14 protein-coding genes are annotated in these 15,109 nt (G+C 72.6%); 5 read left to right on the forward strand and 9 right to left on the reverse strand.

The annotated features are described in order from the left end of the window. Positions 1 to 34: 34 nt before the first annotated feature. From DV20_RS11020 to DV20_RS11050, 7 genes are all read right to left on the reverse strand, one after another. Positions 35 to 1,039, reverse strand: a complete 1,005-nt coding sequence (locus DV20_RS11020; RefSeq protein WP_043779079.1) for a sugar phosphate isomerase/epimerase family protein — start codon at positions 1,037 to 1,039, stop codon at positions 35 to 37. Positions 1,040 to 1,112: 73 nt separating this feature from the next. Beyond that, positions 1,113 to 2,258 (reverse strand): Gfo/Idh/MocA family protein, encoded by a 1,146-nt coding sequence (locus DV20_RS11025; protein WP_043779080.1) that lies wholly within the window; start codon positions 2,256 to 2,258, stop codon positions 1,113 to 1,115. Between the two features lie 29 nt (positions 2,259 to 2,287). Beyond that, the gene (locus tag DV20_RS11030) at positions 2,288 to 3,343 is read right to left on the reverse strand and encodes a substrate-binding domain-containing protein (protein WP_043779082.1); all 1,056 of its coding nucleotides are present in this window, start codon (positions 3,341 to 3,343) and stop codon (positions 2,288 to 2,290) included. A 16-nt stretch (positions 3,344 to 3,359) separates the two neighbouring features. Continuing rightward, on the reverse strand, positions 3,360 to 4,346 hold the full coding sequence (locus DV20_RS11035; protein WP_407638330.1) for an ABC transporter permease: 987 nt from the start codon (positions 4,344 to 4,346) through the stop codon (positions 3,360 to 3,362). A gap of 20 nt (positions 4,347 to 4,366) precedes the next feature. Continuing rightward, positions 4,367 to 5,863, reverse strand: a complete 1,497-nt coding sequence (locus DV20_RS11040; RefSeq protein ID WP_043779088.1) for a sugar ABC transporter ATP-binding protein — start codon at positions 5,861 to 5,863, stop codon at positions 4,367 to 4,369. Further along, complete coding sequence (locus DV20_RS11045) at positions 5,860 to 7,047, reverse strand: ROK family transcriptional regulator (RefSeq protein WP_043779090.1); 1,188 nt, start codon at positions 7,045 to 7,047, stop codon at positions 5,860 to 5,862. The genes DV20_RS11040 and DV20_RS11045 overlap by 4 nt, the downstream gene beginning before the upstream one ends. 223 nt (positions 7,048 to 7,270) lie before the next feature. Next, positions 7,271 to 8,443, reverse strand: a complete 1,173-nt coding sequence (locus DV20_RS11050) for an ROK family transcriptional regulator (protein ID WP_167344375.1) — start codon at positions 8,441 to 8,443, stop codon at positions 7,271 to 7,273. 201 nt (positions 8,444 to 8,644) lie between these two features. Between DV20_RS11050 and DV20_RS46130 the strand changes: the two genes are divergently transcribed. Further along, positions 8,645 to 8,842, forward strand: coding sequence for a hypothetical protein (locus DV20_RS46130; RefSeq protein WP_200876394.1), 198 nt, complete (start codon positions 8,645 to 8,647; stop codon positions 8,840 to 8,842). Positions 8,843 to 9,292: 450 nt separating this feature from the next. Here the strand turns inward: DV20_RS46130 and DV20_RS11060 are convergent, their stop codons facing one another. Next, positions 9,293 to 10,477: an FAD-dependent monooxygenase gene (locus DV20_RS11060; RefSeq protein ID WP_043779099.1), complete on the reverse strand. Its 1,185-nt coding sequence runs from the start codon at positions 10,475 to 10,477 to the stop codon at positions 9,293 to 9,295. 111 nt (positions 10,478 to 10,588) lie between these two features. Here DV20_RS11060 and DV20_RS11065 point away from each other — a divergent pair, with 111 nt between their 5' ends. Next, positions 10,589 to 11,068 (forward strand): MarR family winged helix-turn-helix transcriptional regulator, encoded by a 480-nt coding sequence (locus DV20_RS11065; RefSeq protein ID WP_043779102.1) that lies wholly within the window; start codon positions 10,589 to 10,591, stop codon positions 11,066 to 11,068. A 24-nt stretch (positions 11,069 to 11,092) separates the two neighbouring features. Here the strand turns inward: DV20_RS11065 and DV20_RS11070 are convergent, their stop codons facing one another. After that, entirely contained in the window at positions 11,093 to 11,956 is an 864-nt protein-coding gene (locus DV20_RS11070) for an alpha/beta fold hydrolase (protein ID WP_043779106.1), read from the reverse strand. A gap of 116 nt (positions 11,957 to 12,072) precedes the next feature. On the opposite strand from DV20_RS11070, the gene DV20_RS43815 reads away from it, so the two are divergent. The 3 genes from DV20_RS43815 to DV20_RS11095 all read left to right on the forward strand — a co-directional run bounded on the left by DV20_RS43815 (position 12,073) and on the right by DV20_RS11095 (position 15,109). Next, positions 12,073 to 13,014 (forward strand): RNA polymerase sigma factor, encoded by a 942-nt coding sequence (locus DV20_RS43815; protein WP_200876395.1) that lies wholly within the window; start codon positions 12,073 to 12,075, stop codon positions 13,012 to 13,014. A gap of 356 nt (positions 13,015 to 13,370) precedes the next feature. Continuing rightward, positions 13,371 to 14,699, forward strand: a complete 1,329-nt coding sequence (locus DV20_RS11090; RefSeq protein ID WP_043779113.1) for a sensor histidine kinase — start codon at positions 13,371 to 13,373, stop codon at positions 14,697 to 14,699. Next, positions 14,696 to 15,109 (forward strand): roadblock/LC7 domain-containing protein, encoded by a 414-nt coding sequence (locus DV20_RS11095; RefSeq protein ID WP_043779116.1) that lies wholly within the window; start codon positions 14,696 to 14,698, stop codon positions 15,107 to 15,109. Before DV20_RS11090 ends, DV20_RS11095 begins: the two co-directional genes overlap by 4 nt.

Raw genomic sequence — 15,109 nt, forward strand, 5'->3', positions numbered from 1 at the left:
CGTGGCCGCTTTGTCCTCGACGGAGGTCGCACTCTCACTTCTGGTTGCTGAACGCGGCGTCGAAAGCCGCCGCCGGCTGGTCGAACAGGTGCTCGCGCAGGTACTTCACCGCCTCCGCCGCGCCGCGGAGCCGGTCCATCCCGGCGTCCTCCCACTCCACCGAGATCGGACCGGAGTAGCCGATCGAGTTCAGCGCCCGGAAGCAGTCCTCCCACGGGACGTCGCCGTGGCCGACGGACACGAAGTCCCAGCCCCGGCGCGGGTCCGCCCAGGCCAGGTGCGAACCGAGCCGTCCGTTGCGGCCGTCGAAGCGCTTGCGGGTGTCCTTGCAGTCGACGTGGTAGATCCGGTCGGCGAAGTCGAGGATGAACCCCACCGGGTCGAGGTCCTGCCACACGAAGTGCGACGGGTCCCAGTTCAGCCCGAACGCCGGCCGGTGGTCGACGGCCTCCAGCGCGCGCTTGGTCGTCCAGTAGTCGTAGGCGATCTCCGAGGGGTGGACTTCGTGCGCGAACCGGACGCCGACCTCGTCGAAGACGTCCAGGATCGGGTGCCAGCGGCGGGCGAAGTCCGCGTAACCGTCATCGATGTCGTCGCGGGAGACCGGCGGGAACATCGCCACGTACTTCCAGATCTTCGACCCGGTGAAGCCGATGACGGTGTCCACGCCGAGTTTCGCCGCCGCCCGCGCGGTGTCGGCCATTTCGGCCGCCGCGCGCTGCCGGACGCCTTCGGGTTCACCGTCGCCCCAGACGCGGGACGGCAGGATGGCCTGGTGCCGGTGGTCGATCGGGTCGTCGCAGACGGCCTGGCCGACGAGGTGGTTCGAGATCGCCCACACCTTGAGGCCGTGCTCGGCGAGCAGCCGCAGCCGCCCGGGCACATAGTCCTCTTCGGACAGTGCGCGGTCCACCTCGAAGTGGTCGCCCGAGCAGGCGATCTCGAGCCCGTCGTAGCCCCATTCCGAAGCGAGCTTGCAGACCTCGGTGAACGGCAGGTCGGCCCACTGGCCGGTGAACAACGTGACGGGACGACTCATGCGCTCACCTCGCTGACGCTCGGTGCGGCCTGAGCCGAAAGCGCAGTGTTGAATGATTCGTTCGCAAGCTCTCTCATGTCTCCTCCACCGATGTCCATCGCGCTTGCGCGGCAGCGCTTTTCTCGACGGCGTCCAGCACCCGCTGGACGCGCAGGCCGTCGTCGAAGCTCGGCGCGGGGTCGGTGCCCGCGCCGATGGCGTCCAGGAGGTCGGCGACCTCGTGGGTGAACGTGTGCTCGTAGCCGAGCAGGTGGCCCGGCGGCCACCACGCGCCGACGTACGGGTGCTGCGGCTCGGTGACGAGGATGCGGCGGAACCCGGCCTCGGTGCCGGTGCCCTCGTACCACTGCAGTTCGTTCATCGCCTCGAAGTCGAACGCCAGGCTCGCCTTCGACCCGTTGACCTCCAGCCGCATGGCGTTCTTGCGGCCCAGCGCGAACCGCGTCGCTTCGAAGGTCGCCACGGCGCCGCCGGACAGCCGGGCGAGGAACAACGCGGTGTCGTCGACGGTCACCTCGTCCGTGCCGCCGTTCTCGGCCGGCCGCTGCTTGACGAAGGTGTTCGTCAGCGCCGAGACGCCGGTGATCACGTCCCCGGTGACGAACTGGGCGGCGTCGACGATGTGCGCGCCGAGGTCGCCGAGCGCTCCCGACCCGGCGGACTCGCGCCGGAGCCGCCAGGTCATCGGCGCCTGCGCGTCGGACAGCCAGTCCTGCAGGTACACCGACCGCACGTGCCGGATCTCGCCGAGCGCCCCGCTCGCCACGAGGTTCCTGGCGTGGGCGAGCGCGGGCACCCGGCGGTAGTTGAACGCGACCATGGCCCGGACCCCGCGTTCCCGGGCCCGGCGCGCCGCCTCGGCCATCGCTTCGGCCTCCGCGACCGAGTTGGCCAGGGGTTTCTCGCACAGCACGTGCTTCCCGGCTTCCAGGGCGGCGATCGCGATCTCCGCGTGGCTGTCCCCCGGCGTGCAGACGTCGACCAGGCCGACGTCGTCCCGGGTGACGAGCTTCCGCCAGTCCGTTTCGACGTCCTCCCAGCCGAACTTGGCGGCTGCGACACGGGCCCGGGTCTCGTCGCGGCCGCCGAGCACGGCGAGTCTGGGCACCAGCGGCGGGTCGAAGAACCGGTGCACGCTGCGCCAGGCGTGCGAATGCACCGCCCCCATGAACGCGTGGCCGACCATGCCGATCCCGATGGTTTCCCGTCCCGGGCTCATACCCCTCCTTGAGTTCAGCTGAAGACTGGTCAGGAATCGAAGCCGACGTCAAGGTACTGGTCCACGTTCTCCTTGGTCACGACCGCCGAGTACGTGGTGATCTCGGCCGGGATGTCGTGCTCGGCCAGGTCGCCGATCCCCTTCTGCTGGCCGAGCAGCCGGGCGAGCGCGACCGCCGTCGAGGCCATCGACGGGCTGTAGAGCACGGTCGCCTTGATCGGCGACGAGTCGGCCTTGATCAGATTCATCATGTTCTTCGACCCCGCGCCGCCGACCATGACGAACTCCTTGCGGCCCGCGGTGTCGATGGCCGCGTTGACGCCGATGCCCTGGTCGTCGTCGTGGTTCCACAGGGCGTCCAGCTTGGGCGCGCCCTGGAGCAGGTTCGCGGTCTGCTGCTCCCCCGACTCCGAGGTGAACTGCGCCGACACGCGCGGCCCGACCTTGAACCCGGCGCGCCCCAGCGCGTCCTTGAAGCCCTTGCTGCGTTCCTGCGTCAGCGGCAGCGAGTCGATCCCGGCGACCTCGCCGATGATCGGGTTCGAGACGTTCTTCTTCTTGAGTTCCGCGGCGATGTAGTTGCCGGCGTTGACGCCCATCCGGTAGTTGTCGCCGCCGATCCACGTTCTATAGGCCAGCGGCGTGTCGAAGACGCGGTCGAGGTTGATCACCGGGATGCCGGCGTCCATCGCCTGCTGGCCGACCGCGGTGAGCGCCTTGCCGTCGAAGGGCAGGATCACCAGCACGTCGACCTTCGCGTTGATCAGCGTCTCCACCTGGGAGATCTGCTGGTTGACGTCGTTGGTGCCCTCGGTGGCGGTGAACTTCACCTCGCTGAACTTCTGCGCCTGGGCCTTGGCGTTCTTCGTGATCGCCGCGATCCAGCCGTGGTCGGCGGCCGGCGCGGAGAAGCCGATGGTGATCGGCTTGCCCGGCTGGGCGTTGTTGCCCGCGTTGGCGACCGGCGCGTTCGACTCCGGGTTCGCGGGCGTGTTCGACGTGCAGCCGGCCAGCAGCGCGCCGGCGCCGACCGCGGCGCCGCCCAGCAGGAATCCCCGGCGGCCGAGGAAGGGTTGTTCGGTCATGACGGCCTCCTGGTGACTACGTCTTGGATTTGCGGGCCCGGAACTGCAGGAGCACGGCGAGCACGATGATCACGCCCTTGGCGATGTTCTGGATGTCGGTGTCCAGGTTGTTCAGCGTGAAGATGTTCGACAGCACCGTGAAGATCAGCACGCCGACGAGGGTGCCGATGAGCGAGCCGCGGCCGCCGGTCAGCAGCGTGCCGCCGATGACCACGGCCGCGATCGCGTCGAGCTCGTAGAACATGCCGTTGGTCGACGCGCCCGCGGTCGTCCGCGCGACGACCATGAGCGCGGCGATCCCGCAGCACAGCCCGGCCACGCCGTAGACGAGCGCGAGGTGGCGCTTGACGTTGATGCCGGCCAGCCGCGACGCCTCGGCGTTGCCGCCGACGGCGTACGTGCGGCGGCCGAAGGTGGTGCGGTTGAGCACGACCCAGCCGACCGCGAACACGAGCGCGAACAGCCAGATCAGCGTCGGGATCCCGAGGAAGCCGCCCCGGAAGAAGGCGAGGAAGTCCTGGTCGGCGACCACCTGCGTGCGGCGGCCGCTGATCCGCTCGGCGAGCCCGCGTGCCGAGACGTACATCGCCAGCGTCGCGATGAAGGGCACGACCTTGCCGTAGGCCACGAGGACGCCGTTGATCAGCCCGCACCCGAGCCCGACCGCGAGTCCGCAGACGACCATCACCCACGGCCCGTAGGACTGCGTCGCCAGCGTCGTCAGCCAGACGCCGGCCAGGCCGACCATCGAGCCGACCGACAGGTCGATGCCGCCGCTGATGATCACGAACGTCATCCCGACGCTGACCACGCCGATCGCGGCGGCCAGCCGCAGGATCGTCGAGATGTTGCTCTCGGTGAAGAACAGCTCGGGCCGGGTGAACTGGCCGACCAGGCACAGCACGACGAGCACGCCGGCCAGGCCGAGCAGCCGCGGGTCGGCGGAGAAGGCGAACCGCTTCCGTTCGGCGGGCAGCGCTTCCTGGGGCGGTGCCGGTGTCATCAAGTGCGGCGGAGTTTCGGTCATGCCGCGCTCCCCTCGAGAATCACGTCGAGCACTTCGGTCTCGGTCAGCCCGGCCGAGCGCCGGTCGGCGAGGACGCGGCCCTCGCGCAGCACCAGCACCCGGTCGGACAGCCCGAGCACCTCGGGGATTTCGCTGGACACCAGCACGATCGCCACACCGGTCGCGGCCAGCTCGTCGATCAGCCGGTACAGCTCGGCACGGGCGCCGACGTCGACGCCGCGCGTCGGCTCGTCGAGCAGCAGCACCCGGCACCCGCGGACCAGCCACCGCGCGAGCACGGCCTTCTGCTGGTTGCCGCCGGACAGCGTGCGGACGATCCGCCGCGGGTCGGCGGGCCGCAGGTCGAGCCGTCGCAGGCTCGCGCCGGCGTCGTCCAGTTCGCGGGCGCGCTCGGTGAAGCCGAGCTTCGCGTAGCGGCCGAGGCTGGCCAGCGTCACGTTGTGCACCACCGGCAGGTCCAGCAGCAGGCCCTGGCTCTTGCGTTCCTCCGGCGCGAGGCCGATGCCCGCCCTGACGGCCGCCCGCACGCCCGGGCCGAGCGGTTTTCCCCGCACCGTCACGGTTCCGCGGTCGGCCTTGCGCGCGCCGAAGATCGTCTCCACCAGCTCGCTGCGTCCGGAGCCGACCAGGCCGGCGATGCCGACGACCTCACCGGCGTGGACGGTGAAGCTCACGTCCTCGAACTCGCCGGCGCGGGTGAGGTTCGCGACTTCGAGGGCCGTCTCCGGCCGGGCGTGGCCGTCGTGACGCGGCCCGAAGACCGTCTCCACCTTGCGCCCGGCCATCAGCGCGACCAGGTCCGCGGTCGGCGTGGTGCGGGCGTCCAGGCCGGTGCCGACGGTCCGGCCGTCCTTGAGCACGGTCACCCGGTGCCCGATCCGGCGCAGCTCTTCGAGCCGGTGGGAGATGTAGACGACCGCGACGCCGTCGGCGGTCAGCTCGCCGACGATGCGGAAGAGGTTGTCGACCTCCTCGCCGGCCAGCGCGGCGGTGGGTTCGTCCATCACGAGCAGCCGGGCGTCGTGGGCCAGCGCGCGGGCCATCGAGACCAGCTGCTGGCCGGCGGCGGAGAGCTTCCCCACCTCCGTCGACGGCCGGATGCCGGGGTGCCCGAGCCGGGCCATCAGCCGGGCGGCCTCCTCGCGGGCCTGCGCGATGCGCGTGAACCCGAAGCGGGCGCGTTCGTGGCCGAGGAAGATGTTGTCCGCCACCGAAAGCCCGGGCACGAGGTCGAGTTCCTGGTACATGGTGGCGATGCCGAGGCGCAGCGCGTCGACCGGCGACCCGAGCTCGACGCGCTCGCCGTTCCAGCTCAGCTCGCCCGCGTCCGGGGAGTGCGCGCCGGAGAGGACCTTGATCAGCGTCGACTTCCCGGCGCCGTTCTGGCCCAGCAGGCAGTGCACCTCGCCGGGTTCGACGTCGAGGTCGACGCCGTCGAGGGCGCGCACCCCCGGGAACTCCTTCACGATGCCGCGAACGGACAGCAGGCTCATACCGTGACCTCCTCGGCGAGCGTCGGGTTCGCGAACAGCCGTTCCGCGGCCACGTGCGCGGCGCCCCGCAGCGGGGCCCGCGGGCCGAGCCCGGACGCCACGACCCGGGCCTGGCCGAGCGGCCGGGCGGCGAGCTCGACGCGGACCGGTTCGACCAGCCACTCGCCCAGTCCGGCGAAGTAGCCGCCGAGCACGACGACGTCCGGGTCGAGCACGTCGACCACGGTGGACAGGGCGATGCCGAGCGCGACGCCGAGTTCGTGGACCGCCGTCGCCGCGCGCTGGTCGCCGCGCCGGATGCGGTCCTCGAGCAGGGCGACCCGGCCTTCGACGCCGGGAGCGGGGTCGTGCAGCGGGTCGCCCGGGGCCGCGGCCGCGCGCAGGACGGCGGCCAGGTTCGCCTTCGTCGCCAGGCAGCCCGTCCGGCCGCAGGAACACCGCTCGCCGGACGGGTCGACGGCGATGTGCCCGACCTCGCCCGCGAAGCCGCGGGCGCCGCGCAGGATCGTGCCGCCGGAGACGAAGCCACCGCCGACGGCCGTGCCGCCGCCGAGGTAGAAGACTTCGCTGCCGGTGCCCGCGACCGCTTCGGCGAGTGCCCCGAGGTTGGCGTCGTTGTCCACGGCGACGGCGGCGGCCGGGACACCCAGCCGGGCCGCCAGGAGGCCGGCGATCTCCGCGTCCCGCCAGCGCAGCGCCGGGGCGAACCGCAGCACGGCGGCGGCCGAGTCGACCAGCCCGGGCACGGAGACCGCCACGCCGACCGGCGGACCGGGCAGGACCAGCCGCGCCAGCCGGGCGAGCTCGTCCATGCCTGCCGGGAGACCGAGCGCGGCGACGTCGACGGCCTCGGTGCGCTCGGCCAGGACGCGGCCGGACAGATCGGTGACCAGGGCCGAGAGCCGGTCGGCTTCGACGCCCAACGCCAGCGCGTACGCGTCCTCGCCGTGCAGTTCGACCAGCCGGCTCGGCCGCCCGTGGCCGGGGCGGACCCCGGCGGGCCGGACCAGGCCGCGCTCGGCGAGTTCGGTGAGCAGGCCGGGGACCGCGGACTTCGCGATCCCGCAGCGGGCCGCCAGCTGCGTGCGCGAGAGGGGGCCGGTGCGCAGCGCCCGCAGGACCGCGGCCAGGTTCGCCGTACGCGGGCTCGCGGAGCCGGCGTGCCTCGATCCGGTGACGGCCACGATGCCCCCTCTTGCGCTGGCTACTGAACGCACTTTGTCGCTCAGGCAGCGAAAGTAGGGTGACAGGCATCACTCGTCAAGGTGATACCGAGGCGTTAAGTCGGGTTTTCACCCGGATAGCCGCGCGAAACCGGACATACTTTCGATCTCTTGGTGCAAAAGTCTGTACCGTTTCAGCGTTACACTGGGGGAGCGTTCAGTAACTATCCGTAGTGGACATGGCTCAGCTGCTGAGCGTGAATGCCCGATCGGTGGCCGACCACGCGGCGCCGATCACGCCCGCCGTCTCGCCCAGTTCGGACAGCACGATCGGGAGGTTCCCGGTGGCCAGCGGCAGCGAGCGGCGGTACACCGCGCTGCGCACCTCGGCGAGCAGCTGGTGCCCGAGCTGGGCGACCCCGCCGCCGATCACCACCATGCCCGGGTTGATGAAGCAGACCAGCGAGGCGATGACCTGGCCGAGCCGCCGCCCGCCGTCGCGGATGAGGTTGACCGCGCCGGCGTCGCCCGCGGCGGCGGCCCGGCCGACGTCGCGGGCGGTGACCGCCCCGCGTTCGGCGGCCGCTTCGGCCAGGTGCGCCGACCGGCCGCTGCGGGCCAGGGCCAGCCCGTCGCGGGCCAGCGCGGCCCCGCCGAAGTAGGCCTCCAGGCAGCCGACCTCGCCGCACGCGCAGGTCGGGCCGAACTCGTCGAGCCGGATGTGCCCGATGTCGCCCGCCGTGCCGGCGACCCCGCGGTAGACCTTGCCGCCGAGCACGATCCCGCAGCCGATCCCGGTGCCGATCTTGACGAACATCAGGTCGTCGGTCGAGCGCGCGACCCCGGCGTGCCGCTCGCCGAGCGCCATCGCGTTGACGTCGTTGTCCACCGCGACCGGGCAGCCCCAGAGCCCGCCGAGGTGGTCGCGCACGTTGAACCGGTCCCAGCCGGGCATGATCGGCGGCGCGACGGCCATCCCCTCGGCGAAGCTGACCGGCCCCGGCAGCCCGACGCCCGCGGCGATCAGCCGGCCGGGTGCCTCGTCCCGGACCTTCGCCGCGAGCTCGGCGACCCGCCGCAGGACCGGGTGCGGCCCCTGCCGCACGTCGCCGTCCTCGACGGCGTGCGCGAGCACCTCGCACGAAGCGTCGGTGACCGCCACGCCGACCGACGTCGCGCCGACGTCCACGGCGAGCACCCGCAGGTCCCCGGCGAGCCGGACGAGCGTCGACCGCCGCCCGCCACGGCTGGCCGACGGCCCGGCGGCCTCGACGAGCCCGACCTCGGCGAGCCGGGCCACCTCGGCTCCCACCCGGGCGCGCGGCAGTTCCAGCCGCTCCCCCAGCTCGACCCGCGACATCGGGCCGTCGTCGCGGAGCAGGGTCAGCAACCGGGTCTGGTGCCGGGTTTCGACCATCGACTGCTCCGGGGTGGATACCGTGCTCATTCGCCTCAGCGTACTGGTGCTCCGCCGGCCGGCGGTCCGCCCGGCCGGGGCCGGTGGGGTTCCCGTGGGGGTCACCCGGAACGGTGCCATCGGCCGCGATCCCGTTCGTCCGGACGGGTTCCGGGGCAGCCTCCCGCCATCGGAAACCGGCTCTACGACAGGAGGATCGCCATGCGACGGATCACGGCCGCCCTGGCAGCGTTGGCGGTGACGACGGGAGTCCTGCTCGCGACGACGGCCACCCCCTCGGCCCAGGCGGAGGGCTGGCCGGCGGGGCACTGCATCGGCAGCTCGCTCGCGATGTTCGCCACGACCGGGTTGTGCGTTCTGCCCCGGAACTTCCCGGTGCTGACGAGCCCGGCCACCTGACGGCCCCCGCCGCCGAGCGGGCCGGGGCGCCGGCCGGGAGTGGGCCGGCACCCCGGCCCGTACCGTTCAGCCGGCCGGCGAGCGGGGGCGGCATCCCGCGCGCGTTCCCGGATGCCGCGCGCCGGGTTGATTCCGCGCCGGCCGCCGATGGGCGGCCGTGCTGACGGCGGGCGGATAGTGCCGGCGACGGGCAGGTCGTGTCGACGGGCGGCTCGGCCGGCGATCCGGATCGCGCCGACGGCGGGCGGTCGTGCCGACGGCGGGCAGTCCGCGCCGCCGGCGAGCAGGTCGCGCCCGCGGCGATCCCGAATCGCGCCGACGGCGGGCGGTCGTGCCCACGGCAGTCAGCCCGCGCCCACGGCAGGCGGGTCGTGCCCACAGCAGGCAGCCCGCGCCCACGGCGGCTCGGCCAGCAGCCCGGATCGTGCCGGCGGCGAGCCGGGGCCGACCTCACCGCACCGGCACCGGGAATTCCGGCAACGTCAGGGCCGAGTGCTCGGGCCGGGCCGGAGTCGGCGGCGCCGTCGTGAGCCGGCGGAGCTTGGCGTTGCGGCGTTCGAGTGCTTCGGCCGTCGACGGGAAGAGCGTCGCCTGGCCCTTGCTCACCAACGCCTGGTTGGCTTCCACGAAACCGCGCAACCGGTTCTCGTAAGCGGCGAAGGCCGCCGTGTGGTCCGGGATCGTGGTCAGGGCGTGGCCGAGCACGTACGCGCCCACCAGAGCCAGGCTCGTGCCCTGGCCGGTCAGGAACGACGGCGCGTGGGCCGCGTCGCCGATCAGGGCGACGCGGCCGGATGACCAGCGTGGCATGCGGATCTGGCTGATCACGTCGAAGAACAGGTCGTCGGCCTCGCGCATGGCCGCGACCATGCGGGGGATTTCCCAGCCGTCGCCCTCGAAGGTGCGGGCGATGAGGTCGCGCTGGGCCTCGGGGTTGCGGAACGCCTCCATCGGGGGCTCCGGCCGGGCGGAGACCAGGAAGCCGTGCAGCTCTTCGCTGTCGAGGACCGCGTACAGCGCCGCGCCCTTGCCGGGCGTGCTCCACGCGAGTCCCTCGCGGAAGAGCCCCAAGTCGTTCGGCATGGTGAACCCGGCGAAGCAGTAGCCCAGGTAGTGGTGGAACGGTGCCTCGTCGCCGAAGACGAGCTCCCGGGTACGGGAATGCAGGCCGTCGGCGCCGATCACCAGGTCGTAGCGGTCCGGGCGGCCGCTGCGGAAGGTGACGTCGACCCCGTCCTCGCCGTCGGTGAGGGTCGCGACGGTGTCGCCGAACCGGACCTCGACGTCGTCGCGCACCAGGTCGTACAGCGTCCGGATCAGGTCGCCGCGGCGGATCTCGAGGTCTCCGCCTTCGGTGCCCCCGATGATCGCGTCCGGGGCCAGCGACACGACTTCGCCGCCGTCGGCGTCGAGGAAGGTCAGCCGCCGCGTGGAAATGTGCAGGTCGCGCAGGCGGGGCAGGATCCCCATCCGCTCGACGGCGTCCAGTGCCGTGCCGCGGACGTCGATGGGATAGCCGCCGACCCGCAGTTCGGCCGCCTTCTCCACGACGGTGACCGCGAACCCGGCCCGCCGCAGCCAGAAGGCCAAGGCCGGGCCGGCGATGCTGGCTCCCGAAATCAGCACCCTCTTCATGAGATCACTCCTATAGCTAAGTTAGGTATCTATATCCGGGGTGCGACAATGCCCGTGATCAACCCCCGACCTGGTCAACTATATACCTAAGTTAGCTATCTAAGAGGTGTGATGGGCGACACAGACGCCGGCGACCTGCGGTCCGTGCTGCCGCGGATCATGCAGCTGGGCACCCTGCTGAACCGCAGCCGCTTCGGCGAGCGGGCGATGAAGCGGATCGGCGCGGACCTCGACCGGCCCGGGCTGTCGATCATCCTCGCCCTGCACATGACCGGGAAGGCGATGCGCGTCGGCGAGATCGCGGACCGGATGCAGGTCGCCGGGCCGCACGTCACCCGGCACCTGCACGTCCTCGAACGACGGCAGCTCGTGCGCGGCCTGGCCGACCCCGACGACCGGCGCGCCCGGCTGGTCGAGCTGACCCCCGAGGGCGCCGGGATCGCCGACCGGTACGTCTCCACCCTGCTCGGCTGGTTCGGCGACGCGTTGTCCGGCTGGACCCCGGAGGACCGCCGGACCTTCTACGACCTGCTCCTGCGGTTCACCGACGACCTCGCGGCCTTCCTGTCGGCGACCACCGAAGAGGAGTGACGGCCGGCGATCCCCCGCGCCGCCTCAGCCGGTCACGAAGTCCACAACGGACTCGGCGAACAGCCCGGGTTCCTCGAGGTGGCCGAAGTGCCCGCTGTGCTCCAGCACGACCAGGCGCGAGCCGGGGATCAGCTCGTGCAGCTCGTGCGCCCAGCGGGGACCGCAGATCACGTCGTACCGGCCGCCGATGACCAGCGCCGGCACGGTCAGCGCCCCGAGCGTGGCCCGGTCGTCGACGGTGTCCGGCACGAGGTCGGTGTCCAGCCCGGAGATGTGGGTGCCGCGCACGGTTTCCCGCAGCGACCCGAACTCCGCCTCGCGGCCCCAGTAGTCGGCGAAGTACGCCGGCAGCAGCCCGCGCAGGGCGGCGGTCATCCCGTCGTCGTCCGACAGGGACGCGGTCGCCGCCAGCGCGGCCAGCACCTCGGGCAGCTCGGGCCGGCCGGCGTTGCGGCGGGCGAACTCCGCGACGTTGCGCTGGGCTTCGGCGCCGTGTTCCGGTCCGGTGACCGGGGCACTGCCGTACAGCACCACCCCGGCGACGCGATCGGCTTGGTGCTGCGCGAAGTACTGCGCGACGAAGCCGCCGTGGGAGTGGCCGAGGACGTACGGGGTGGCGACGCCGAGGTGGTCCAGCAGCGCGAGCAGCGCGCGGGCGTAGCGCTCGCGGGTGTAGCCGTGCGGGTGGGACGGCAGGCGCCCGGAGCCGCCGGTGCCGATGGGCTCGACATAGACCATGGTCAGGTGCGGTTCGAGGGCCGGCAGCCGGAGGTACGCCCAGTCCACGCCGGGACCGCCGGGGTGAACGACGCACACGGGCCCGCGGCCGTGCACGTGGTAGCGCTGGAGGACGCCGTCGAGCTCGACGGTGTGGGTGCCGATGTCCATGTTCCTTCTTCCTTCGCGTCGTACTGGGACACCGGCACGATGGCGCCGCCGACGGGAAGTTCGATCGGCCGGGCATGACGTGCGTCACAGCCCGCCCGGCTGGCAAGATCGATCTCGTGGATCCCCAGGAGGTCGAGCTGGTGCGCAGCGCCCAGGCGGGCGACGTGAGCGCGCTGGGCACGCTGCTCGCCCGGCACCAGGCCGGCATGCGCGCGGTCGCGCTGAGCGTTCTCGGCTTCGGACCGGACGCCGAGGACGCGGTGCAGGACGCCGCCCTGACCGCGGTGCGGCGGATCGGCACCCTGCGCGACCCGGCCGCGGCAGGCCCCTGGCTGCGGGCCGTCGTCCGCAACGCCTGCCGCCTGCGGTTGCGTGCCGCACGCCGGGTGGTGCCGGTCGCGGACCCGCGGCCCCCGGCCGATCCGGCGACCCCCGAGCGCATCCTCGAAGACCACGTCTCCCGCGACTGGATCGGGCACGCGATCGACCGGCTGTCCCCCGCGCTGCGGCAGGTGGTGCTGTTGCGGCACTTCAGCGACGTCACGTCCTACGACCAGATCGCCGCGGCTTGCGAGCTCCCGGTGGGCACGGTGCGCAGCCGCCTCAACCAGGCGCGCGCGAAGCTGTCCGAAGCCCTGCTGGCCACGGCGGACGAGGCGTACGACGACACGGCGGCCCGCAACGCGGCCAGCGCCCGGGAGGCCACCGACACGCTGACGGCCGCCCGCCGCGGCGCGTTCGCCACCGTCGTCGCCGACCGCTGGTCCCCCGCGATGCGCATGACCAGCGGCCAGGGCTACCGCGGCGGCGTGGACCTGGCGGTGCGGGGGATGGACCTGGACCTGGCCCACGGCGTGCGCCAGAAGCTCGTCCACGCGGTCACCAGCCGCGACTGCACGGTGTGGGAGATGGAGATGATCAGCCCGCCCGACGACCCGCACCACTGCCCGCCGGCGCTGGTCTGGCTGATGTCCCACCGCGAAGGCCGGGTGGACCGCCTGCGGCTGTTCTTCCCGGCGGTCAGTGCCGGGCGGACGGCCGGGGCGTCGGCTGGGTGACGCCGCCCGCTGCCGATGTTCTGCCGGACGTACCGGCTGCCGGTGCGTCGGCGGGACGACCGGCCACTCCGGCCACGATTCGTCCACTTCGGACAGTCGACCGGCCGCGTGCCGCCATTTTGCCGCCGTTCCCGATTCGTTGGGAATTGACTTTCCGGAAACGACGGCGACCGGCGAAATTCGTGCCACCGCAGATTGACTCTTACGGACGGGAAAGATCGGCGCTAGGGTCGTCCTCGCCCTGGCGACGCTCCGGCTCGCCCATTCCGTGAAACCCGCTGAAACCCCGGCGCGGCCCCGATATCGGGCGCCGCGCGCCGTTGTCCTGTCTCCGACCGCCCGCGAGGACCTGATCGATGTCAGTGCACTTACCCGTCCGCTACGTCCTGCCGATCGCCGTGGTCGTCACCGGTGCGGCGTGGTGGTGGACGACGGCCGGGGTGTCCGGGGCGGACCGGGTGCTCGTGGCCTGGTCCGGCGGGGTGGCCGCCGCCGTCGTGTGCGCGGCGGTCACGGTCGCCGCGTACTGCGCGCAGGTCACCCGCGACCAGCGGAGCCGGGTCGCGGCGCTGGACGCGGAGGTCACCCGGCTCGCCGAGGACACGCTGCCCGCGGTGGTCCGGCGGGTGCGCGACGGAGCGTCGGTGGACACCGCGCTCGCCGAAGTGCCGTCCTCGGTCGACGGGGCCCGCCGCCGGCTGCTGGAGACGATCGCGCGGGAGATCGGCCGGAGCGAGCGGATGCGCGCGGCCACGATGGCGGCCTGCGCCAACGCCGCGGGCCGCGTGCAGGCGCTGGCCACCAGCATGCTGGCCGACCTGCGGGAGATGGAAGGCCGCTACGACGAGAACGTCCTCGGCGACCTGCTCGAACTGGACCACAGCACCGCGCAGGCGGGCCGGCTCGCGGACAGCATCGCGGTCCTGACCGGAGCGCGGTCCGGCCGGCGCTGGACCAAACCGATCGTGATGGAGAGCATCCTGCGCGGGGCGATGGGGCGCATCAGCGCCTACCAGCGGGTGCGGACGCATTCGACCAGCACCGTCGCGGTCGCCGGGTACGCCGCCGAAGGGGTCATGCACGCACTGGCCGAACTGATGGACAACGCCACCAGCTTCTCCCCTCCCTCGGAAGACGTGCACGTCTACGTGGAGGAGGTGCACGCGGGGGTCGTCGTCACGATCGAGGACAGCGGCCTCGTCATGGGCCCCGCGGCACTGGAACGGGCCGTGCGGGCGGTTTCCGCCGAGCCGCTGGACCTGACCACGCTGTCCGGCACCCGGCTGGGCCTGGCGGTGGTGGGCTGCCTGGCCCGCAAACACGGCCTGACCGTGCACTTCCGGCCGTCCGCGCGGGGCGGCACCGGAGTGGTGGTCATGATCCCCCGGCAGCTGATCACCCAGCCCGAACCGGACACCCCACCGGTCACGCCGAGCGCGCCGGAGGCGAGCGCTCCGCCCGCCGAAGTGCGCCCGGCCGCCCCGCCCGTGTCCGAAGTGGAGAGTGGAACGTCGGGGCTGCCGCAGCGACGCCGCGGGCAGACGCTGGCGGCCGCGCCCAGACCGGTGCCGCCGCCGGTGGCGAAGCCCGCACCGGCCCGTGCCGACGCCGGGGCGCGGTTCAGCGCCTTCCACGCGGCCGGCCGGGGAACCCGCCCGTCCGCTCCTTCGGAGGACAGCCGATGAACACCGCCGAACACGATCTCGACTGGCTGCTCGAGAACCTCCTCGGCAAGACGCCGGGCACCCGCCACGCCCTCGTGCTGTCCAAGGACGGCCTCAAGCTCTGCCACACCCGCGGGCTCACCGTCGACCAGGCCGACCAGCTGGCCGCCATCGCCTCGGGCATCCAGAGCCTGGCGTACGGCACGTCCATCGAATTCGGTGACGGCACCGGCGGCGTGCGCCAGTCCATGACGGAGTTCCACGGCGGGATGCTGTTCATCGTGGAAGCCGGCGAAGGCGCCCACCTCGCCGTGATCGCCGCCGACGAGGCGGACGTGGGCCTCATCGGCCACAACATGAACGAGCTCGTCGAGCAGCTCGGCGAGTACCTGACGGCGCCGCCCCGCCCGCAGCCCACCGCGGCCGGGTGA

This window comes from Amycolatopsis rifamycinica (genome assembly GCF_000695625.1).
Lineage (GTDB): Bacteria > Actinomycetota > Actinomycetes > Mycobacteriales > Pseudonocardiaceae > Amycolatopsis > Amycolatopsis rifamycinica.

What these genes read in the sequence shown, in the direction of transcription:
- DV20_RS11095 (WP_043779116.1), top strand. Translation starts at nt 14,696, where the DNA reads ATGAACACCGCCGAACACGATCTCGACTGGCTGCTCGAGAACCTCCTC.
- DV20_RS11020 (WP_043779079.1), bottom strand. Translation starts at nt 1,039, where the DNA reads ATGAGTCGTCCCGTCACGTTGTTCACCGGCCAGTGGGCCGACCTGCCG.
- DV20_RS11040 (WP_043779088.1), bottom strand. Translation starts at nt 5,863, where the DNA reads ATGAGCCTGCTGTCCGTTCGCGGCATCGTGAAGGAGTTCCCGGGGGTG.
- DV20_RS11035 (WP_407638330.1), bottom strand. Translation starts at nt 4,346, where the DNA reads ATGACACCGGCACCGCCCCAGGAAGCGCTGCCCGCCGAACGGAAGCGG.
- DV20_RS11070 (WP_043779106.1), bottom strand. Translation starts at nt 11,956, where the DNA reads ATGGACATCGGCACCCACACCGTCGAGCTCGACGGCGTCCTCCAGCGC.
- DV20_RS11065 (WP_043779102.1), top strand. Translation starts at nt 10,589, where the DNA reads ATGGGCGACACAGACGCCGGCGACCTGCGGTCCGTGCTGCCGCGGATC.
- DV20_RS11050 (WP_167344375.1), bottom strand. Translation starts at nt 8,443, where the DNA reads ATGGTCGAAACCCGGCACCAGACCCGGTTGCTGACCCTGCTCCGCGAC.
- DV20_RS11030 (WP_043779082.1), bottom strand. Translation starts at nt 3,343, where the DNA reads ATGACCGAACAACCCTTCCTCGGCCGCCGGGGATTCCTGCTGGGCGGC.
- DV20_RS11060 (WP_043779099.1), bottom strand. Translation starts at nt 10,477, where the DNA reads ATGAAGAGGGTGCTGATTTCGGGAGCCAGCATCGCCGGCCCGGCCTTG.
- DV20_RS46130 (WP_200876394.1), top strand. Translation starts at nt 8,645, where the DNA reads ATGCGACGGATCACGGCCGCCCTGGCAGCGTTGGCGGTGACGACGGGA.
- DV20_RS11090 (WP_043779113.1), top strand. Translation starts at nt 13,371, where the DNA reads ATGTCAGTGCACTTACCCGTCCGCTACGTCCTGCCGATCGCCGTGGTC.
- DV20_RS11025 (WP_043779080.1), bottom strand. Translation starts at nt 2,258, where the DNA reads ATGAGCCCGGGACGGGAAACCATCGGGATCGGCATGGTCGGCCACGCG.